Source organism: Aureibaculum luteum (genome assembly GCF_003449015.1).
Classification (GTDB): Bacteria; Bacteroidota; Bacteroidia; order Flavobacteriales; family Flavobacteriaceae; genus Aureibaculum; species Aureibaculum luteum.
This window is the reverse complement of sequence record NZ_QRGD01000009.1, coordinates 97,522-117,897: the sequence shown is the minus strand read 5'-3', so window position 1 is coordinate 117,897 and position 20,376 is coordinate 97,522. Positions and strand designations below refer to the sequence as shown.

Here is a 20,376-nt window from a genome sequence, read left to right as displayed (position 1 = left end):
TACTATTCTATATGTCAAGATTTTTAAGTAAAAAACTTCCTAAAACAATAACCTATGTTTTAGGTGAAATTTTGATCGTGGTATTAGGTATTTTTATTGCTGTTAATTTAAATAACTGGAATGAAAACAGAAAAGAAAAGCAAGAAGTAAATAAGGTTTTGAAGGCAGTTTATAATGATTTACAAACTGAAAAATACATCATGGTAATGTGGAAAAATCATTTAAACCACAGTATCGATTATCTTACTCAAGTTACTACAAAAGAAGCGATTCATTTAGACTCATTATCTATTTACCTTGATAGTGAATTCTATCATGCAAAAATGAACTCTGCATACATCAACTTAAAATCAGGCGGCAATTTAAATACCATATCCAGTGACACCATAAGAGGTGCTTTAACAGGATGGTATGAAGCAGGTTACGACTCCTTTGATGCCTTTTCAAAATCACATAAGGCCTTTATTTATAATAATGTTCGCCCTTACATTCTTTCAGAGTTTTTAATCGATAAAAATAATCTAGCAGATACAGTAATTGTCAGACAAAAACTAAAAGATAACATGTTATTAAATTTGATAAACTCTCAAATATCTGCTAATCAGAAAATAAATAATCAACTACTCGATACACTTAACATAAGTACCGTAATAAAATATGTAAAAAAAGAATTAAATAAGTTCAATTAATAATCTAAACTGGTTATATAATTTAATTTGGTCTTCCAGATTTCTAATTGATTATTATAATTTTCAATATTATTCTGAACACCTTTTAAAAGCGGATTGTCAGCATTTGTATTTGCGAAAAAGCCCATGTTATTCTCTAATTGCTGAATTTCTCTAGTAACTTCATCAATTTTCTTTCTTACAAAAAGTTGTTCACTGTCAAGCTTTCTATAATTGTCTGTTTCTACATAACTATTAACCATATTCTTAAACTTTAACATGGCAATCTCTTTTTCATCTAAGTCTAACTTACCATAAAGTGAATTTAATGTTTTATTAAATTTTACTTCAATATGGTGCATATTATGTGGTAAATTTTCTAACTTATTCCAATCTTCTATATAAGAGTTAATAACCTCTAAGCTCACTACTTCATTTTCATCGGCTTGACTTTTAAGATTATCAAGCATTTCTTTCTTCTTATTAAAAGCTTCAATTTGGTCTTTATTTGCTTCGTCTTGTTTACCGTGTAATCTGTCAAAATAATGATTACAAGCATCTTTAAATTGTTTCCAGATTTTATCAGAAAATTTTCTTGGTACATGTCCAATCGTTTTCCATTCCGCTTGAATCTCCTTCATAACTTCAGTGGTGGCATCAAAATCTTCACTTTCCTTAAATGATTCTGCTTTTGCTACTAAAGCATTCTTTTTTTCTAAGTTACTATTTTGTTCGTTCTTTATATTTTTATAATAGCCATTCTTAAGCTTATTAAATTTTCTCGTAGAATCTTTAAATTCATTCCAGATTTTGTCATTTACATTTCGAGGTACCTTACCAATTTTAAAAAACTGCTGTCTTAGTTCTTCTAATTCTTTTATCTTTTGCTGCCAATACTTATGAGAGGTATTACTACTATCTTCTATTAAATTAGAAATTTTTTCAATAACTTCTCTTTTCTTATCTACATTCTCCTCATACTTAGATTCTAATACCTTTTGATGTTCATGTCTTTTCTCATGAATTTTCTTAGTTGCATTGCTAAAACGATCCCAAATTTCTTCACGATGTTCTCTAGCAACCGGTCCAACTTCTTCTTTCCATAATCTATGCAACACCTGTAATTCTTTAAAAGCAACATTTAAATCAGTCATTTCTGCTAATTCCTCTGACCTTATGGCTAGTTTTAGTTTTTCTTCTAAATTATGCTTAAAATCAAGATCTCTTAAGTCATTACTTAAATGTAATAAATCATAAAACCGCTCAACATGATGTTCATAAGTACGCCAAGTATCATTGTATTGGGCACTAGGAATTCTACCTACACCACGCCATTTTTCTTGAAGTTCCTTAAAATGAGCATACATGGTAGATGGCTCCGCATTATCAATAAGTTCTTTTAAATCTTCAATTAAAGTCAATCGTTTTGTTAAATTGTCTTTTTGTTCACTGGCCTTTTCGGCATAGAACGCTTCTCTTTTTGTTTTGTACTCAAAAAGTAAATCATTGTATGCAGATTTTATGGGCGTACTATAATAGAAATCAATCTCATTACCTCCATCAGCTATAAAAGCTTCTTTCTTTTCTGCCAATAGTTGACCAAATTGCTTATTGAAATTCTTTTTTATGGTATCAACATCAGTTTTGATGCTTGTTATATTATCAGTCTTTAATAGTTTTTGAAGTTCTTTAACCAGTTGCTCTAAATCTAATGTATCAAAACTTACTACTTCATCCTCCTCAGCCTTATCATTTGTTGTTTTAGAAACTATTATTTCCTCATTTGAAACTGTTTCTTCTTCTAAAACTTCAGATTTCACTTCTTCAGTTTCAACCTTTTTATCGTCAACTTCTATCGACTCCGTTTTTTCTTCAACAACTATTGGGATTTCTGTTTTTTCAACTTCCTTTTCAGAAATTGATTCAACAACGGCATCTTTTTTCGAATTTTCTACATTTTCTGTATTTGCTTCGGTTTCTTTTTCCGTTGATTTTTCGTCTTCTGTACTATTTGATTTATCGTCTAACATTATTTTAATGTTTAAGGGTTCCACTTTTAAAACTAAAAGTTTTTAAAGATAGTAATAGGATTGACAAAATGCAAACCTATTTATATATTTAGATACAATATTTTTTGTTTGGTTGCGTAAAGCACAGTGAGCCTATAAGTTCCAAATCTCCCAAGCTTTTTCAGCTTGTAATTCTAGCATTTTTGATCCATTTACAATTTTGGCTCCTTTTTGCTCTCCTTTTGCTAAAAAAGTAGTTTTGTCAGGATTGTAAATTAGGTCAAACAACAAATGTTTATCGCTAAGGTGTTCATAAGGAATATTAGGACATTTATCTACATCAGGAAATGTTCCTAAAGGAGTACTGTTCACAATCACTGTGTAATTACGCATTATTTCCTCTGTGATTTGATCATACGAAATCTGACCAGCTATGGGCGTACGAGATACTACTGTATATTCAATATTTAGTTTTTTTAGCACATACAATATAGCTTTTGATGCACCTCCAGTACCTAATACCAACGCTTTTTTATGATGCGATTGTATCCAAGGTTTTATAGATTCTTGAAAGCCATAATAATCTGTATTGAATCCGATCAATTTATGATCATTAGTTATTTTGATAGTATTCACTGCTCCTATTTCCTCTGCAACAGTATCTATCTTATCTAAAAAAGCTATTATTTTTTCTTTGTAGGGAATTGTCACATTAAAACCTGAAACTTCTTTCAAATTGATTTCTGAAAACTCAATAATATTTTGAAAATCAAAATTACCATATTCGTGATTGACTAAATTTAATTTCTTAAATTTTTTAGTAAAATAATGTCTCGAAAAAGAATAGGAAATGTCTTTACCTATCAATCCGAATTTTCTTTTTTTTAGCATTTTTTCCATAAAAATCAATTAATAAAACAATTCCAATTCCTAATAACATAAAAGTAATGGCCAACCATGTTTCTGTTTCTGTAAAATCGGGAATAAATCGTTTGTAGTTTTGTATTACTTTTTGCCCTTTAGAATCAAGTAAAAAACTATCATTATCTAATTTATAAACCGCACGTTTCCATGGCCAAACAATCCCCAAAGAACCACTAATAAATCCAATAATTACAGCTGTTACTAATTGATGCCAACGTTTTAATACATAAGCTAAAATTTGAGAGGTAAATACTAAACCAAAGACGGAACCAGCTCCAAAAACCCCTACAATCTTTAAATATCGTATTCTAACTACATCTTTTAAAAATTCAAAATCACCTTGAAAAATATCAATAATGGTTTTGTATAACATATTAACGGAATCAACTAAAAGCAATACATAGTTACCTAACAATATCAAAATAAATGAGCCTGATAATCCCGGTAAAGTCATTCCTGTCACACCAATTATCCCACAAAAAAATACAAAAAACAAATTGTCGTTTTCCTTTGCAGGGCTCATAAAGCTAATAGCAATGCCCACTGAAATTCCGAAAAATATTCCCATTATATTTTTAGTAGACCAATCTTTGAATTGCTTACTGATATAATAAATAGAGCCTATTATCATACCAAAAAAAGAACTCCAAACGAACAACTCGTAATTTTTTATAAAATAATCAAGAACTTGAGAAACCGTAAAATAACTAAAAATACTACCTGAAAAAATTAAGATTAAGAATTGTGCATTGGTATATTTATAAAAACTTTTAAAACGACCGTTTAACAATAATTTAAAAGCTTTTCCATTAACCTTTTGTAATGAATAAATCAACTCTTCATAAAAACCACCGACAAAAGCTACTATACCGCCAGAAACACCTGGCACTTTATTTGCCGCACCCATCGCCAATCCTTTCAAAAAAAGGAAAAACCTATCCGAAATGGTACGCTCTTTAGACATATTATGCGACTTTCACTTTTGAAAATTTTTCTAATCCGTAAATTACTAAAACACCTAAAATTGCCAACAAGCATGCCCAAACAATCTCAGGATCTCCACCATAATTAAATGGTGAAATACTTTCTTCCATAAAAGGAACTTCCTCTCCATGAGAGTTTGTACGCCATGAAAGAATTTCTTTCCAAGGCCAAATTTTATTTAAGGAACCTGCAATAAATCCTGTTAATAACGCCAAGGTAACGTTTCTATATTTATCAAAAAGCCATTTTAATACTCTCGAAAAGGCTAACAAACCAACTATAGCTCCTACAGCAACAGTAAATAGCGTTTTAAAGTCTCGTTCATCAATAGCCGTTATTACGGGTTTATAAGCACCGAGTAACAGAAGAATAAAGCCTCCCGAAATACCAGGTAATATCATCGCACAAATAGCCAAGGCTCCTGACATAAATAAAAACCATGTAGAGGTGTCATGAGCTGCAACAGGTGGCAAAATTGTAATATAATAACCGATAGCTGTACCTAAAAATAAAACCACCACTTTTAAAATATTCCATTCCCTAATTTGTTTTCCAACAAAAAACACACTTGCCAATACCAATCCGAAAAAGAATGCCCATAATAGAACCGGTTCATTTATTAGTAAATATTTTATGAGTTTAGCTAAAGAAAGGATACTAATTCCTATTCCCAACAAAAGTGCAAATAAAAAATTTCCGTTTATCGCCTTCCATGCGGCTTTAACTCCTTCCTTTTTTAAAATTTTTAATGCATTCAAATTGATACTGCTAATAGTATCCAATAACTCTTCATAAATTCCAGATATAAAAGCAATTGTACCACCGGATACTCCCGGTACAACATCCGCGGCCCCCATGGCAATTCCTTTGAAGGTAATTGCGATATATTCTCTTAAACTCCTTTGCATAAACAATAAAAATTAGCCCCAAATATAGTTAAATTGTTTGGAGCTATTTTTTAAGAAGTACTGTAATTTGATTTTTTAAATATTTGTACATTTGCAAAATCTAACTGGTTTAAACCAGTCCACTATCTAAACCAATAAGCCTATGGAGTATAGAATGACTATTATCATTCCCGTTTTTAATGAAATTGACAATTTAGATAGGATATTCAGTACGTTTACTGATTATTTTTCAAAAAGTAAAACCAAAAGTAAAGTTCTCTTTATTGATGATGGTTCAACAGATAAAAGTTTCGATAAAATTGTCGAAATTTGTACTGATAACCCTGATTTTGAATTCCTTAAATTTAAAGAAAATTGCGGACTAAGTGCTGCAATTAAAGCTGGTATAGATCATATTGACACCCAGTTAATTGGTTATATTGATGCTGACCTTCAGACCACACCATACGATTTTGATATCTTGTTAGAAGACATTGATAATTACCAAGCTGTTATTGGATTTAGAGGTAAAAGAAAAGATACCTTAAATAAAAAAATACAATCGTTAATTGCCAATAGTATTAGACGTGGTTTAATTAATGACGGTATTACAGATACGGGTTGTCCCCTAAAAGTAATCCATACTGAATCTGCTAAAAGAATTCCGTTTTTTAAAGGAATGCATCGTTTTATACCCGCATTAATACTGCTACAAGATGGTAAAATAAAACAAATTAAAGTACAGCATTTTGAGCGTATTGCAGGTCAATCTAAATTCAATATTTTTAACCGATCTTTTAAAGCACTTCGTGATACTTTCGGATATAGATGGATGCGTAGAAGGTATATTAATTATACCATAGAAAAGTCAAAAATCGGTTCATGAGCGATTGGCTTTCATATAAGTACGTCGTTTACATTATAGGTTTTGCTGCTCAAATTTTATTTTCAGCTCGATTGTTATTACAATGGATTCAATCTGAAAAAGTAAAAAAAGTATTAACGCCTGAACTGTTTTGGCAATTAAGTTTAATTGCTTCTTTTTTACTGTTTATTTATGGCTGGTTACGAGATGATTTTGCAATTATGCTCGGACAATCCTTAACCTATTTTATTTACATTAGAAATATGCAATTGCAAGGTTCTTGGAAAAAATTACCAATTTTTTTACGTGGTTTTTTATTCGCTTTTCCTTTTTTAATTGCTGTTTATTCATTTAATAATGATCAAATAGATATAGAACGTTTATTTAGAAATGAAGATATTCCTCTTAATTTATTAATATGGGGAAGCGTAGGACAAATTATTTTCACCCTACGATTTGTATATCAATGGATCTATTCTGAGCGTAAAAAAGAATCAACACTCCCTTTTGGGTTTTGGCTTTTAAGTTTAGTAGGTTCTTTAATGATTTTAAGTTATGCCATTATCAGAAGAGACCCTGTATTGTTTATTGGCCAATTATTTGGGTTTGTTATTTATAGTAGAAATATCGTTTTACTGTTAAAGCAAGATAAATAAAAACCCTTATTGGGTAATTCATTTTTAGAAAGATAATTAAAGTACATTTAGATGAAAAATAATTATAATTTTAACATATTTTTAATCATTGCCGCTGTTGCCCTTCTTATTAATGTGGGTTCGTATGGTGTATTAGAAAGTAGCGATGCTAGATATGCAGAAATTGGCAGAGCAATGTATGCAACAGGAGATTATGTTCATCCTAATTTATTAGATGTTCATCATTATCATAAACCTCCTTTTACCTATCAAATTACGGCATTGGGTTATGAAATATTTGGTGTTAATCCTTTTGGAGCACGGTTCTTTTTGCAGTTGGCTGTTTTGTTACAAATACTTTTAGTATATAAATTGACCATTTTACTTTTCAATAATAAAAAAACGGCCTTATGGGCATCTATTATTTATTTTACGTTTCCCTTGGTTTTAATTTCCTCTCGAAACTTGACTACTGATGCTTTTTTAGCCACTTTTGCTTTATTGAGTATTTACAGTTGGGTGAATTATCGTAAAACAGGATTTTTAAAATCGTTGTATGTATTCACCATAAGTTTAGCCTTAGGTTTTTTAACGAAAGGCCCTGTTATATTTATCGTCCCTGTTCTCTTTATTATATTTTATAATCGTACCGAAAAAGCAAAGCGAAAATTTTCTTTTCATCATATATTAGCATGGACCTTATTTCTAGGCATTGCATCTTCATGGTTTATCTATTTAGGTATTCAAAACCCAGCTTTTGTAGATTATTTTTTAGGCAAACAAACGGCTGATCGGTTCTCTAAAAATGCCTTTGGAAGAACCGAACCGTTTTGGTATTTCTTAGCTTTTGCTCCGGTAGTTGGATTACCTTGGTTTTTAGCTCTACTCTATTTATTAAAAGACCAAAAGAGCCTATTTAAATTTAAAACATTGCATTTTGCCTTGTTAATTGCAGTGCTTATACCGTTGGTATTCTTTTCAATATCCTCTTCAAAACGTATTTTATATATACTGCCATTATATAGTTTAATTGCTATTCTAACAGCTCATTTATTTTCAAAAATTGAAATAGGAAAAGTTAAAGTTGTAAACGGAATTATATTGGGGTTTTCGGGTCTCATCACCTTAGCGTTTATCGTTGCTCCATTTATTGATTTTGATATTGATTTTCCGTTTTATTTAGCCATTGCTAGTGCTGTCATTTTAATACTAATTATTGTTATTTATAATTCTAAAGTAGTAGAAGTAAAATCGAAACCTATATTCACTTCCTTGTTAATTGCTTTATTACTTTTAATAAGTAGCTCTGTTATATTTTCTAAAAATGAGTTAAAAGTAAATGGTACCAGACCGATAACTGATTTTATACTTCAAAACAATTTAAATAACAGAGCTATTTTAGTTTATAATACAAGAAAATCCGCTATTGCATTTGGCTTGAATAAATCTATTATTTCTTTATACGATGGCGATGAATCGTTAAATAGAGAAACGCAATTTGAAGAAGATTTAAATTGGAAAAAACACCTTATCAATCTGCAAAACCCTAATGAGTTTAATAGTTTACACGAAATCACTAAAAACCCAACGGTATTGTTAGTCTACAAAAAACCATTACCAGAAAAGTTACTTTGGTTACAAAATAGTTACAACTCTAAAAAAGTAATTGGAAAATGGACTATTTATTATTCGGAGCGTTAAGAAGATGCAATTAAAACCCTAACGGCTTCTAAATCATAAACTGAAGGATACAATTCTTTAATGATATGATGATAATCATAATCAATTTTTAAGGCGGCCTTAAGTAATACTAGGCCTTCTTTTTCTTTTTGATTTAAGATATGTAATCCAGCCAAACGATATTCAATCTCAGCAAAATCCTCATATAATTTTTTAGCCCTTAATAACACTGCAATAGCATCATCAAAATCGCCAATAAATTGCAATATATCCGCCAAGGCTATAAAAATATCCAAGGTATAGTCTTCCAAATCTAAACATTTCTGAAAGCCTTTTGTAGCCTCTTCGTAAAAGTTTAATTTTAGATTAATCTCAGCATAACGCATCCAATAGATTGAATTATCTTCATCTATTAATAAGGCTTTATTGATAAAATAAAGTGCCTTTTGATAATTCTTATTTTTAACATATAAATTGGTAAGAGCAAGCCACCCTTTATCCAACAAAGGATCTTCCTTTACCGTTATATTGTAATATTTAAGTGCTTGTTTTGTAACCCCCATTTGCTCATAGCAATTGGCAATTCTAAGATACGCAAATGACGTACCATCATCTAAGCTAATCGTCAATTGATAATTGGCTATAGCTTCTTCAAACCTTCCTAATTCCTCAAGTGTTTTTGCTTTTTCTAGATAGGCTCCAATAAAATATTCATCAATTAAAATGGAATAATCAAATGCATTTAAAGCCTCTGAAAAATTATCCATCATAAAGTACTGTCGACCTAATTGATGCCAAGCGATTTCGCTATATGGATCTTTCTCTATATAATTTAATAAATAATCAATAGCTTCTTTATGCTGATCTAGCATATCAAAACAATAAATTACATTATATAAAGCTGAATAGTCATCAAATTCTACTTCCAAACATTTGGCAAAATTTAATCGAGCTGTATCAAAATCTTCCATATACAAATACTCCATGCCTATCATAGAATAAACATCCGCTTCATCTTCGGTATATAAAAGTGCTTGATTCAACGCCAAGATAGCATCTATATGCTTGTCTTTTTTAGACAACAAACTGGCTTTATGAAGAAAAACTTGATCGTTTAAAGGCTCAATTTCTTCCAATTCAATTAATAACTCTTCTGCTTTATTAATTTTATCTTCATATAAGAGCACCTCAACAAAGGCCAGTTTTAAAGCTACAGAATCAGGATGTTGTCTCAACCCTAAATCTAAAGCCTTTTTAGCCAATGACATCTTACCAACATTCATATAGTGTATTATAATTTCTTCAAATTCAGTTGAATCGAAAAAATATACGCTATTTGTTTTCAACATTGATTCAAATTTTGATAATGGAATTTCATCATCATCACTTTGAAATGCGTGCATATAATCAGGTTTTCTTATGAATTTAAAATTACTCTAAACTCTTTTTTTATCAGGTGTACAGCCCAAATGTTGTTAACAAATTAATTAACACGTTATAAACCGTTTTATTTATTAAAAAAAAATGTATTTTTGTCCTACAATCAAAGGCTCGCACTGCTCTAATGGCAAAGAAGACATTACTTAACGCAAAAGATATTCACATCATCCTACATCGCTTGGCTTGTCAGCTCATTGAAAATCATAACGATTTTAAGGACACAGTATTAATTGGTTTGCAACCAAGGGGTATTTTTCTTGCCAAGAGATTAAAAGAAATTTTACAGAATGATTATAACATCTCTAATATTAAACTGGGACAGCTAGATATTACTTTTTATCGTGATGATTTTAGACGTAGAGATGAACCTTTGGCTGCCAGTAATACAACTATTGACTTTATTGTTGAGGACAAAAATGTGGTTATTATCGATGATGTTTTGTTTTCAGGTAGAAGTGTACGATCAGCCTTAACGGCTCTACAGTCATTTGGACGACCAGAATCTATAGAATTGTTAGTATTAATAGATAGAAGATTTAGTAGACATTTACCAATACAACCCAATTATAAAGGAAGACAAGTAGATGTTATTAATTCAGAAAAAGTTAAAGTGTCTTGGCTCGAAAACGATAAAAAAGATGCCGTTTACTTATTAAGCAATAATTAAAATGAAAGCGTTAAGCACAGAGCATTTATTAGGAATCAAATATCTCAAAAATGAAGATATTAATCTAATTTTTGAAACAGCAGACCATTTTAAAGAAGTAATTAATAGACCTATTAAGAAAGTTCCTTCGCTGCGAGATATTACTATTGCCAACTTGTTTTTTGAAAACAGTACACGAACTAAATTATCTTTTGAACTTGCCGAGAAAAGGCTTTCTGCAGATATAATTAACTTTTCTGCCAGTCAATCTTCGGTAAAAAAAGGAGAAACTCTTATTGATACAGTAAACAACATTCTTTCCATGAAAGTTGATATTGTTGTTATGAGACACCCCAATGTTGGTGCAGGTGTATTTTTATCTAAACATGTTGATGCTCGAATTATAAATGCTGGTGATGGGGCACATGAACATCCTACACAAGCCTTATTAGATAGTTATTCTATAAAAGAAAAATTAGGCACAGTTAAAGGTAAGAAGATAGTCATTATTGGTGATATTTTACACTCAAGAGTCGCCTTATCAAATATTTTTGCCTTACAATTACAAGGAGCAAAAGTAAAAGTTTGCGGTCCCACAACTTTAATTCCAAAACATATAACAAGTTTAGGTGTAGAAGTTGAGACCAATTTAAGAAAGGCGTTGGAATGGTGCGATGTTGCTAACGTTTTACGGGTGCAGCATGAACGAATGGATATTAAATATTTTCCTTCTATTAGAGAGTACACACAGCTTTTTGGCATAAATAAGCAACTGCTAGATAGTCTTGGCAAGAAAATTGTAATAATGCATCCAGGACCTATTAATAGAGGTGTAGAAATTACAAGCGATGTAGCTGATTCAGATCAGTCCATTATCTTAAATCAAGTAGAAAATGGTGTTGCAATTCGCATGGCTGTTATCTATTTATTAGCTCAACAAATAAAAAAATGATTATAGAAAAAACAGATATAGCAACTGTTATTACAAATGAAAAATTATCAATTCTTGATTTTTTTTCGAATTTCTCAAAAAAATATGCTAAATTTAAAAATGAGAATGTCATTCTTGATTTTTCTAAGTCAAAAGGGATAGATAAAGAAAATATCTTGTTATTTTTGCCAATTGTAAAACAGCATAAAAATAATGGCATGTCATTTGTTATTATTTTAAATGAAATTGAGGCAGATGACTTCCCCAATGAAATGATTGTTGTACCTACACACGTCGAGGCCTTTGATATTATAGAAATGGAAAATATTGAACGAGACTTAGGTTTTTAATATAAATGGGAATAATTAAATAAAACTTTAAATAGCTTATGGTAAAAAAACTACTCTTATTATTTTTATTGGTTTCACTTTCTTCAGCGGTTGTAGCACAACAGCAGAAAAAAAATGGCGGTACCCAAGAATCGGTTACTGCTCTTAAAGAAATTGCAGCCTCACCCAACCCTTTTAGCGTTACAACTAAAATTAAATTTCAAGCAGCTGCTGTTTTCGAAATTTTATTTTCAGTAAAAGACCTGATTGGAAACGTAGTTTATACGCAAAAGTATACTACAAAAGTTGGTGCGAACTCCATCCCCTTCTATAGAGACAAATTAGATTCGGGAATTTACATCTATTCATTAAAAACAAATACTGAAATTAAATCTAAACGTATTGTTATTAAATGAGCATTAGTTTGACCATATTGGGCTGTCATTCAGCTACTCCAAGGACATTTGCACATCCAACATCACAATATTTAGAAATTAATAACAGACGGTTTTTAATTGATTGTGGTGAAGGAACTCAGGTGCAATTACGAAAATATAAAATTAAATTTTCGACCATTGGTCATATCTTTATTTCTCATTTACATGGTGATCATTTTTTTGGACTAATTGGCTTGATTTCAACATTTGGACTTTTAAACCGCAAAAATGATTTACACATTTATGCTCCAACGGGCCTAAAAGAAATCATTATGTTACAATTGAAAACGAGTAATTCTTGGCCTCAGTTTGATATCATATTTCATGAGCTTAATAGCCCTAATAAAGAACTCATTTTTGAAGATGACAAAATGGAAGTATTCACAATACCATTAGAGCATCGTGTGTATACCAATGGCTTTTTATTCAAAGAAAAAGTTGGTGAAAGGAAATTAAATATGAACGCCATTAAAAAATATTCTGAGATTGAAATTTGCGATTATCAGAATTTAAAAGATGGTAAAGATTTTGTTAAAGCTAATGGTCATGTAATAACAAATGAGCAACTTACATTTAACCCAAATAAACCACTTAGCTACGCTTTTTGTAGCGACACCGTTTACAAACCTGAGATAACTTCTATAATAAAGAATGTAGATTTATTATACCATGAATCAACTTTTTTAAAAGACAGGCAAGAAACTGCTGTTAGAACGAAACACTCTACTGCAGAAGAAGCAGCTAAAATAGCTGAAGAAGCAAGAGTAGGTCAATTAATACTAGGTCATTATTCCAGTAGATATGAAGACCTCAACCTATTTAAAGAGGAAGCGGAAACTGTTTTTGACAACGTTACATTGGCAAAAGAAGGTAAAACTATTAAAATTGATAGTAAAGTTCCTGACAAGCTAATTATTGCTCATCAAAATTAAGCACTGACTTTTTATATTGCACTGGAGTTATACCAGTATGCTTTTTAAATGCTGAATAAAATGTAGATTTAGAATTAAAACCGGATTCTAGTCCAATACTTAATATTTTATAGTTTGCATACTCCACATCTTTTAAAAGTTCTTTTGCCTGATTTACACGATAATCATTGATATAATCGGTAAAACTGGTTTTATTTCCTTTATTAATAATTGATGACAGAAAACTAGTACTAATTTTTAACTCTTCGGCTAAAGATTCCAAACTCAACTTTGCATCTGTAAATTTCTTGGTATTATTAATATAACTATCAATCTCTATAAAATGAGCTTGTTGTTTATTATCATCCCTATTATCTTCATTACGTATTTTAACAGATTGATTTACATTTATTTGACTTCTTATTTGATTTCTAATGAATATCCTACTATTTACAAATCGCAGTTGATTAGTCCCGTGATATCCCAACCAATATATTAGAATCGATATACTAATTCTTATAGGGTCATAATATTCTGATGGATTAAACTTTGCAAGTTCGTGACTCTTATAAAGAGCAATTATCCATAATAAAACCAAACCCATAGAGAAAAATAGAAAAAACTTAATCCAATTTAAATTGTCGAAATTTAATATAAAGAGAAGTTCTTTTTTATAAGTAAAAATGATGTAAACCGAATAATAAAAAATTGAAATACTATATACAAATATGATAGTCTCTTCAATTAAATTGTATTGATCAATAAAACCATCTGTATATTCTTGGCTATAATTATGAGTATTTAAATAGATCAATAAAACTAGCCTTATTATTATAGCAACTACAAATAGAACAATTGAAAATACAAGGAACGATTTATACCTTTTGTTAAATTTCAAATAATTGATCAAAAACAAATAAAACATGGGTACTAAAAAAAAGTACCAAGGAATTTGCATGTACTTTATATAAAAATTGATGGAAATAAAATTCTTATTTATCAACCATGCCTGTAAATTATTAGCTGAAAGAAAAAAAATCGTCAGGTTCAAAAACAGTATTGCTTTGTTTGATAATTTATTTTTAAAAAAGGTAATAATATTAAATAAAAATCCTTGAATGACACCTGCAATAAGAAGAGTGTTCAACAAGTTAATACCGTTGGATTGCATATTTTGATTGGTACCAAGGAATAATAAATTATTTCTTTCTAAGTTAGCGACGAATTAAAACTCCTAATTACAAAAAATAAAGATATGTCAAATACATTTAAAAACATACAAATCCTACAGAAAAAACCGCTTTAACTATTGTATTCTACTAATAAATTTTCTGAAGAAGTTTGAAAATGCATAACAAAATTATTATTTTGTTTACCTTCCTGAAAGTTATTTACATCTAACACATTAGTTGTATTATTACCACTTACTACCCAAGAAACTACATGATATGCAGAGGCACTACCCAAACTACCAGCCCCACCCCTAGGTTAAAATAGTTTATCATCTATATAACAAAACAACCAAAAGTATTTTCGCCAATTTGGGCAATGGCCAATAGCGTAAAACACTAATCATCAATGTATTATAAAAATGTAAACAAAACGAGTGCTAATAATAGCATTATAAACTTTATAAAGTACTTCTTAATATTTATTTTAGAATTACATTATAAAATTATCCAGTACCAAAATGGATTTGGGTTATTGAGCTCACTTCATTAATTCCAGATTCAAATAATAAAAACCAAGTTTTACTTGAATTAACGATACTGTCTGATTGTCACTATGATTTAATTGAAAATATTAGTAAAAAAAACAATAAATAATCGTTTTATTTTTTCCGCTTTTTAAAATTCCATTGTACAATAACGCCAGTATTAAAAACAGAGTTAACCGAATTAAAGTTCTCCTCAAACTTTAATCCTAATGATATAAAATCATTAAATTTATATCTAACTCTAGCAGATACAGGTAAACCTATTGTAGTCCTTGGATTATCAATCAATATACTTTCATCACCTTCCCAATGATACCTAGTTGATTTAAATGAAAAATATCCGATGCCAGCATGTGCATCAATTGAAAATTTACGACCCAAAGAAAACTCTCGACCATATAATAAATTTAAAGAATAGAAATTATCGTGATTATCAAAAAAATTCACTTCGCTACCCGTGGTAGCCGAAAAAGTAAATAAATTACTTTTGTAAGCAAAACTTAATTCTCCGTTTATTACCAGACCAGATGTACTATTATCAAAATAAATACCAGGAGAAATCGCTATTGAATTCAAATGAAAAGATTCGCTATTGTTTTGAGACAATAACGATAAAGGAAATACAAGAAATAAAACAACAATTAAATACTTCATAAAGTTCTTTTTAAAATTATACAATAAAACTACAGAACTGTATTTCAAAAAAGTCCGAAATTATCGTTTGTAGATAAATTCGGACATATTTATTGTTAGTAATATGAAAAAAGGTCGGAAGTGGAAAGGCTGAAATATAAAACGAGATATTCAAAATTAAGGTTGAAAAGACCAGAAGACCGAGGACTTAAATTTTTTAAGTTTGAAATAAGTATTCTAATAAAAAGTTACGTTAAAAAAAATCCACAAAGCTAAACCTGAACTATTTAATTCGAAGCACGAAACCTTCTAACCTCTTAATACGCATCAACAGACAACATCACCAAAGTACATGCTACTTCAGCTTTAATATTATTCTCCGTTAACAAGGCTACAAATTCATCATTTTCAGCACCTGGATTAAATATTACCCGTTTAGGTTTTAACGATATAATATAATTATAATACTCTGTTTGCCTTCTTGGGTTCAAATATAAAGTAACCGTATCAATGTCTTTAAAATCGGGTTTATCTGTTTCAATAGGAACTGGCCCTACTGATCCATTTCTTAATCCAATCGCCCTTACTTCAATATCTTTTTCTAAAAATCTTTTGATGGCTACATAAGAGTACCTGCTGGGTTTGGTTGAAGCACCAAGGACTAATGTTTTTTTACTCATAAATTAGATTTGGCATTTAGTTTAAATTTTATGCTATAATATACAACTTTTTTCCATATTTAAATTGATACCTGTTGAAGTAATAATAATTTTTACTCTTAAAACTTTCATTAACTCCATTTTTTTTAAGATATTGCAGATTAAATTATAAAAATCAACTCCATTTATTATGAATAAAAAGCTACTAAACTTTATATTTTTGTTAACTCCAATTGCCATTTTTGCACAAGAAGGTGTAGATGAAAAAATTGATCGCATTTTTGGTAATGCTACAGGTTGGTTTGTTGATTTCATTTTTTATCAAATTCCTTTTTCTGAAGAGGTTTCAATTTATTGGGTATTATTCCCTCTTATACTTGGTGCTACTTATTTTACTTTTTATTTTAATCTTATAAGTTTCCGTGGTTTTTGGACTTCAATTAATATAGTTAGAGGAAAGTATGACGACCTTGAAGACAGAAAAAATCATAAGGTTGAAATGGCTAAACTAGAATTTACTGATGAAGAAGATAACCCTGATACCATAAGAGTAGAAGGACATGAAGGAGAAGTATCACACTTTCAAGCATTAACAGCTGCACTTTCTGCAACGGTAGGTTTAGGAAATATTGCTGGTGTCGCTATTGCCGTTTCTATTGGTGGTGCTGGTGCAACCTTTTGGATGATAGTAGCGGGACTTTTAGGAATGGCTTCAAAATTTGTTGAATGTACACTAGGTGTTAAATATAGAGATATAGAAGCAGACGGTACTGTGTATGGAGGGCCGATGTACTATTTAACCAAAGGTCTTAAATCTAAAGGTCTTGGTGGATTGGGTAAAGTATTGGCTGGTGTGTTTGCCGTTTTTGTAATTGGCGGATCTTTTGGTGGTGGTAATATGTTTCAAGTAAATCAAGCTTTTCAATTGGTAGAAAGTATAACTGGTGGTGACGCCTCTTTTTTACATGACAGAGGATGGATGTTTGGACTTGTAATGGCTGTTCTTGTAGGAATTGTAATTATAGGTGGTATTAAAAAAATAGCAAAGGTTACAGATAAGATTGTACCATTTATGGTGGTAATTTATGTTACAGCTTCTTTATTCGTTATCATTGCCAATTACGAAATGATAGGTGATGCTTTTATGCAAATATTTAATGGTGCCTTTAGCCCTGAAGGGGTAGCTGGTGGTGCAGTAGGTGTTTTAGTACAAGGATTTAGGCGTGCTGCATTCTCAAATGAAGCCGGTGTTGGATCTGCTTCAATTGCCCATTCAGCTGTAAAAACAAAATATGCAGCATCTGAAGGTATGGTCGCTTTATTAGAGCCATTTATTGATACTGTGGTAGTATGTACCATGACTGCTTTAGTGCTTATTATTACAGGAAATGTTACCGCCGAAAATGCCTCATTAAATGATGCACAAGCAATTTTACTTACGTCGGGTGCATTTGAATCTGCAATTTCATGGTTTCCATATGTATTGACAATTGCCGTTGTCTTATTTGCTTTTAGTACAATGATCTCATGGTCATATTATGGCTTTCAAGGTTGGGCTTATCTTTTCGGAAGATCAAAAAAAATGGAATATGCTTACAAGCTTTTATTCTGTATTTTTGTGGTAATCGGTGCAGCTGCGAGTTTAGGATCAGTTATTGGTTTTTCAGATGCAATGATATTTGCGATGATGGTTCCAAATATGATTGGTTTAGTACTATTGGCTCCCAAGGTTAAACAAGAATTAAACAAATATCTTGCAGCAATAAAGGCAAGAAAAGAAAGTTAATAATTCAAAAACAATATAATATGAAATCCCATTTCTGGTTCAATAAAAGCCAACGGAATGGGATTTTCTTTTTGGCATTAATTATAATTACCCTTCAACTTATTTATTTTTTTGTTATCCCTAAATTTGAAAATAATGACTCCATTGATACTATGGAAACGATTCAGATTCAAAACAAAATTGATTCTATTAAAAAAATTAAAATAGTCGAAAAAGAAAACAAATCTTTTCCAAAAATATATCCGTTTAACCCAAGTTATTTAACCGACTCTAAAGGGTATCAATTAGGTCTGAATACTGACGAAATTGACAGATTACTAACACACAGAGCAGCCGGAAAATTTGTAAATTCTGCCAAACAATTTCAAGAAATAACAAAAATATCAGACAGTTTACTGGCAGTAATTGCTCCCTATTTTAAATTTCCAGATTGGATTACAAATCCTAAAAAGAATTCTAATAAATGGAATAAAAAAGAGAGTAATACTTTAATTACAACTGATAATTCAATCGCAAAAGATAAAAATGAAGCTATTGTAATTAGCGATTTAAATTCTGTAACAGCTGAAGACCTGCGAACAATTAACGGTATAGGTGAAAAATTAGCAAAACGAATTATTGACTATCGTAAAAAATTGAGTGGTTTTTCTTTTAATACTCAGCTCTACGAAGTGTATTACTTAGATAAAGAGATTGCTGATAAGGTTTTGCTCAGATACAAAGTACTATCAAAACCATCTATCACAAAAATAAATGTAAATACGGCAACATTTAAAGAGGTACTATCAATTGTCTATATTGATTATGAACTTACCAAAAAAATATTCGAATATAGGGATGAAGTTGCTGAAATCCAATTGTTAAAAGAACTCAAAAAAATACCTGACTTTCCCAAAGATAAATTTGATAGAATAGCACTATATTTGGAGGCTCGTTAGCTGGTAATTTTTGAAGTATTAATCTATTAGATTCATACACAGAATTCCGTTAAACGAAAAAACAATTAAAACACTACTATGAATTTTGAATATTCTGAAGAACAAAACCATATAGCCGAAGCGGCTAAAGAATTTGCTGAAAAATATATTCGTCCACATATTATGGAATGGGATGAGGCACAAACATTTCCTGTTTCCTTGTTTAAAAAAGCTGGTGAATTAGGCTTTATGGGTGTTTTCATTTCTGAAGAATATGGTGGCTCAGGTTTAGGTTATCATGAATATATAGCTATTATTGAAGAAATATCTAAAGTTGATCCATCTATTGGGTTATCTATTGCTGCACATAATTCATTATGTACAGGTCATATTAATTACTTCGGTAATGAAGAACAAAAGAAAAAATGGTTACCTAAATTAGCTTCTGCTGAATGGATTGGTGCCTGGGGATTAACGGAACACAATACTGGTTCTGATGCCGGTGGAATGAATACCACAGCGGTAAAAGATGGTGATTATTATGTGCTTAATGGTGCAAAAAACTTTATCACTCATGGTATAAGCGGAGATGTGGCCGTTATTATGGCTAGAACAGGAGAAAAAGGAGATTCACGTGGTATGTCTGCTTTTGTTATTGAAAAAGGTACAAAAGGCTTTTCTTCTGGTAAAAAAGAAGATAAATTGGGAATGAGAGCTTCTGAAACAGCGGAACTTATTTTTGATAATTGCCGTGTTCATAAAGATAACTTATTAGGAATTGAAGGAAATGGTTTTGTCCAAGCATTGAAGGTACTTGACGGAGGTAGAATTTCTATCGGAGCACTGAGTCTAGGTATAGCAAAAGGTGCTTACGAAGCGGCTTTAAAATATTCGAAAGAACGTGTTCAATTTGGAAAACCTATAAGCTCTTTCCAAGGTATTTCTTTTAAATTGGCAGATATGGCCACAGAAATTGAAGCCTCTGAACTTTTATTACACAAAGCAGCTTATTTAAAAAACACGGGTAAAAGTGTTACAAAAATTGGAGCCATGGCAAAAATGTATTCCTCTGAGGTGTGTGTAAAAGTAGCCAATGAAGCTGTACAAATTCATGGTGGTTATGGTTATACCAAAGAATTTCCTGTAGAGAAATTTTATAGAGATTCTAAATTATGTACTATTGGTGAAGGTACTACCGAAATTCAAAAACTGGTTATTGCCAGAAATATTTTAAAATAAAAATTACTCGTCACTCCACGAAAAAAAAAGTGGAACTCGAAAACTTTAATACTATTTTATCTTAAATTTTTATTCTTCG

The 20,376-nt window shown here is 30.5% G+C and carries 20 protein-coding genes; 12 read left to right on the top strand and 8 right to left on the bottom strand.

Annotated elements, in window-relative coordinates:
* The first annotated feature begins 11 nt into the window (after positions 1–11).
* Positions 12–689: a DUF6090 family protein gene (locus tag D3P13_RS18435; RefSeq protein ID WP_117884449.1), complete on the top strand. Its 678-nt coding sequence runs from the start codon at positions 12–14 to the stop codon at positions 687–689.
* On the opposite strand, the gene D3P13_RS18430 is transcribed toward D3P13_RS18435, so the two are convergent.
* From D3P13_RS18430 to D3P13_RS18415, 4 genes are all read right to left on the bottom strand, one after another.
* On the bottom strand, positions 686–2,698 hold the full coding sequence (locus D3P13_RS18430; protein WP_117884446.1) for a DUF349 domain-containing protein: 2,013 nt from the start codon (positions 2,696–2,698) through the stop codon (positions 686–688). The genes D3P13_RS18435 and D3P13_RS18430 overlap by 4 nt on opposite strands.
* 132 nt (positions 2,699–2,830) lie before the next feature.
* Positions 2,831–3,577 (bottom strand): shikimate dehydrogenase family protein, encoded by a 747-nt coding sequence (locus D3P13_RS18425; RefSeq protein ID WP_117884444.1) that lies wholly within the window; start codon positions 3,575–3,577, stop codon positions 2,831–2,833.
* On the bottom strand, positions 3,534–4,565 hold the full coding sequence (locus tag D3P13_RS18420; protein WP_117884442.1) for a DUF368 domain-containing protein: 1,032 nt from the start codon (positions 4,563–4,565) through the stop codon (positions 3,534–3,536). The genes D3P13_RS18425 and D3P13_RS18420 overlap by 44 nt, the downstream gene beginning before the upstream one ends.
* Position 4,566: 1 nt before the next feature.
* Entirely contained in the window at positions 4,567–5,493 is a 927-nt protein-coding gene (locus D3P13_RS18415; protein ID WP_117884440.1) for a DUF368 domain-containing protein, read from the bottom strand.
* Between the two features lie 142 nt (positions 5,494–5,635).
* Between D3P13_RS18415 and D3P13_RS18410 the strand changes: the two genes are divergently transcribed.
* Genes D3P13_RS18410 through D3P13_RS18400 form a run of 3 tightly spaced genes read left to right on the top strand, consistent with a single transcriptional unit; the run spans position 5,636 to position 8,673 of the window.
* A complete protein-coding gene (locus D3P13_RS18410; RefSeq protein ID WP_117884439.1) occupies positions 5,636–6,358 on the top strand; it encodes a glycosyltransferase family 2 protein in 723 nt (240 codons plus the stop codon).
* The gene (locus D3P13_RS18405; RefSeq protein WP_117884437.1) at positions 6,355–6,993 is read left to right on the top strand and encodes a lipid-A-disaccharide synthase N-terminal domain-containing protein; all 639 of its coding nucleotides are present in this window, start codon (positions 6,355–6,357) and stop codon (positions 6,991–6,993) included. Before D3P13_RS18410 ends, D3P13_RS18405 begins: the two co-directional genes overlap by 4 nt.
* A 51-nt stretch (positions 6,994–7,044) precedes the next feature.
* Positions 7,045–8,673, top strand: a complete 1,629-nt coding sequence (locus D3P13_RS18400; protein WP_117884435.1) for an ArnT family glycosyltransferase — start codon at positions 7,045–7,047, stop codon at positions 8,671–8,673.
* Here the strand turns inward: D3P13_RS18400 and D3P13_RS18395 are convergent.
* Positions 8,670–10,055 (bottom strand): tetratricopeptide repeat protein, encoded by a 1,386-nt coding sequence (locus D3P13_RS18395; protein ID WP_232829242.1) that lies wholly within the window; start codon positions 10,053–10,055, stop codon positions 8,670–8,672. The genes D3P13_RS18400 and D3P13_RS18395 overlap by 4 nt on opposite strands.
* Before the next feature lie 161 nt (positions 10,056–10,216).
* Between D3P13_RS18395 and pyrR the strand changes: the two genes are divergently transcribed.
* The 5 genes from pyrR to D3P13_RS18370 are packed head-to-tail and all read left to right on the top strand — an operon-like array spanning position 10,217 to position 13,367.
* Complete coding sequence (gene pyrR / locus D3P13_RS18390) at positions 10,217–10,759, top strand: bifunctional pyr operon transcriptional regulator/uracil phosphoribosyltransferase PyrR (RefSeq protein WP_117884433.1); 543 nt, start codon at positions 10,217–10,219, stop codon at positions 10,757–10,759.
* A gap of 1 nt (position 10,760) precedes the next feature.
* Entirely contained in the window at positions 10,761–11,690 is a 930-nt protein-coding gene (locus D3P13_RS18385) for an aspartate carbamoyltransferase catalytic subunit (RefSeq protein WP_117884431.1), read from the top strand.
* Positions 11,687–12,019 carry a ribonuclease Z gene (locus D3P13_RS18380; protein WP_117884429.1) on the top strand — a complete coding sequence of 111 codons (333 nt, stop codon included), beginning with the start codon at positions 11,687–11,689 and terminating at the stop codon, positions 12,017–12,019. Before D3P13_RS18385 ends, D3P13_RS18380 begins: the two co-directional genes overlap by 4 nt.
* A 38-nt stretch (positions 12,020–12,057) precedes the next feature.
* Positions 12,058–12,414 (top strand): T9SS type A sorting domain-containing protein, encoded by a 357-nt coding sequence (locus D3P13_RS18375; protein WP_117884427.1) that lies wholly within the window; start codon positions 12,058–12,060, stop codon positions 12,412–12,414.
* Entirely contained in the window at positions 12,411–13,367 is a 957-nt protein-coding gene (locus D3P13_RS18370) for a ribonuclease Z (protein ID WP_117884425.1), read from the top strand. The genes D3P13_RS18375 and D3P13_RS18370 overlap by 4 nt, the downstream gene beginning before the upstream one ends.
* Here the strand turns inward: D3P13_RS18370 and D3P13_RS18365 are convergent.
* From D3P13_RS18365 to D3P13_RS18355, 3 genes are all read right to left on the bottom strand, one after another.
* On the bottom strand, positions 13,348–14,160 hold the full coding sequence (locus D3P13_RS18365) for a helix-turn-helix domain-containing protein (RefSeq protein WP_157972963.1): 813 nt from the start codon (positions 14,158–14,160) through the stop codon (positions 13,348–13,350). The two genes, D3P13_RS18370 and D3P13_RS18365, sit on opposite strands and share 20 nt — an antisense overlap.
* A 1,017-nt stretch (positions 14,161–15,177) precedes the next feature.
* Complete coding sequence (locus D3P13_RS18360) at positions 15,178–15,717, bottom strand: outer membrane beta-barrel protein (RefSeq protein WP_117884422.1); 540 nt, start codon at positions 15,715–15,717, stop codon at positions 15,178–15,180.
* A 296-nt stretch (positions 15,718–16,013) separates the two neighbouring features.
* Positions 16,014–16,376, bottom strand: coding sequence for a CoA-binding protein (locus tag D3P13_RS18355; RefSeq protein ID WP_117884420.1), 363 nt, complete (start codon positions 16,374–16,376; stop codon positions 16,014–16,016).
* A gap of 169 nt (positions 16,377–16,545) precedes the next feature.
* Between D3P13_RS18355 and D3P13_RS18350 the strand changes: the two genes are divergently transcribed.
* The 3 genes from D3P13_RS18350 to D3P13_RS18340 all read left to right on the top strand — a co-directional run bounded on the left by D3P13_RS18350 (position 16,546) and on the right by D3P13_RS18340 (position 20,297).
* Positions 16,546–18,141, top strand: coding sequence for an alanine/glycine:cation symporter family protein (locus tag D3P13_RS18350; protein ID WP_117884418.1), 1,596 nt, complete (start codon positions 16,546–16,548; stop codon positions 18,139–18,141).
* A 20-nt stretch (positions 18,142–18,161) separates the two neighbouring features.
* Complete coding sequence (locus D3P13_RS18345) at positions 18,162–19,079, top strand: helix-hairpin-helix domain-containing protein (RefSeq protein WP_117884415.1); 918 nt, start codon at positions 18,162–18,164, stop codon at positions 19,077–19,079.
* A 78-nt stretch (positions 19,080–19,157) separates the two neighbouring features.
* Entirely contained in the window at positions 19,158–20,297 is a 1,140-nt protein-coding gene (locus tag D3P13_RS18340) for an acyl-CoA dehydrogenase family protein (RefSeq protein ID WP_117884413.1), read from the top strand.
* Positions 20,298–20,376: the final 79 nt, after the last annotated feature.

Coding starts and splice junctions, on each gene's coding strand:
- D3P13_RS18400 (WP_117884435.1), top strand. CDS start 7,045: ATGAAAAATAATTATAATTTTAACATATTTTTAATCATTGCCGCTGTT.
- D3P13_RS18360 (WP_117884422.1), bottom strand. CDS start 15,717: ATGAAGTATTTAATTGTTGTTTTATTTCTTGTATTTCCTTTATCGTTA.
- D3P13_RS18410 (WP_117884439.1), top strand. CDS start 5,636: ATGGAGTATAGAATGACTATTATCATTCCCGTTTTTAATGAAATTGAC.
- D3P13_RS18415 (WP_117884440.1), bottom strand. CDS start 5,493: ATGCAAAGGAGTTTAAGAGAATATATCGCAATTACCTTCAAAGGAATT.
- D3P13_RS18340 (WP_117884413.1), top strand. CDS start 19,158: ATGAATTTTGAATATTCTGAAGAACAAAACCATATAGCCGAAGCGGCT.
- D3P13_RS18370 (WP_117884425.1), top strand. CDS start 12,411: ATGAGCATTAGTTTGACCATATTGGGCTGTCATTCAGCTACTCCAAGG.
- D3P13_RS18375 (WP_117884427.1), top strand. CDS start 12,058: ATGGTAAAAAAACTACTCTTATTATTTTTATTGGTTTCACTTTCTTCA.
- D3P13_RS18420 (WP_117884442.1), bottom strand. CDS start 4,565: ATGTCTAAAGAGCGTACCATTTCGGATAGGTTTTTCCTTTTTTTGAAA.
- D3P13_RS18355 (WP_117884420.1), bottom strand. CDS start 16,376: ATGAGTAAAAAAACATTAGTCCTTGGTGCTTCAACCAAACCCAGCAGG.
- D3P13_RS18350 (WP_117884418.1), top strand. CDS start 16,546: ATGAATAAAAAGCTACTAAACTTTATATTTTTGTTAACTCCAATTGCC.
- pyrR (WP_117884433.1), top strand. CDS start 10,217: ATGGCAAAGAAGACATTACTTAACGCAAAAGATATTCACATCATCCTA.
- D3P13_RS18435 (WP_117884449.1), top strand. CDS start 12: ATGTCAAGATTTTTAAGTAAAAAACTTCCTAAAACAATAACCTATGTT.
- D3P13_RS18425 (WP_117884444.1), bottom strand. CDS start 3,577: ATGGAAAAAATGCTAAAAAAAAGAAAATTCGGATTGATAGGTAAAGAC.
- D3P13_RS18345 (WP_117884415.1), top strand. CDS start 18,162: ATGAAATCCCATTTCTGGTTCAATAAAAGCCAACGGAATGGGATTTTC.
- D3P13_RS18385 (WP_117884431.1), top strand. CDS start 10,761: ATGAAAGCGTTAAGCACAGAGCATTTATTAGGAATCAAATATCTCAAA.
- D3P13_RS18395 (WP_232829242.1), bottom strand. CDS start 10,055: ATGCACGCATTTCAAAGTGATGATGATGAAATTCCATTATCAAAATTT.
- D3P13_RS18430 (WP_117884446.1), bottom strand. CDS start 2,698: ATGTTAGACGATAAATCAAATAGTACAGAAGACGAAAAATCAACGGAA.
- D3P13_RS18405 (WP_117884437.1), top strand. CDS start 6,355: ATGAGCGATTGGCTTTCATATAAGTACGTCGTTTACATTATAGGTTTT.
- D3P13_RS18380 (WP_117884429.1), top strand. CDS start 11,687: ATGATTATAGAAAAAACAGATATAGCAACTGTTATTACAAATGAAAAA.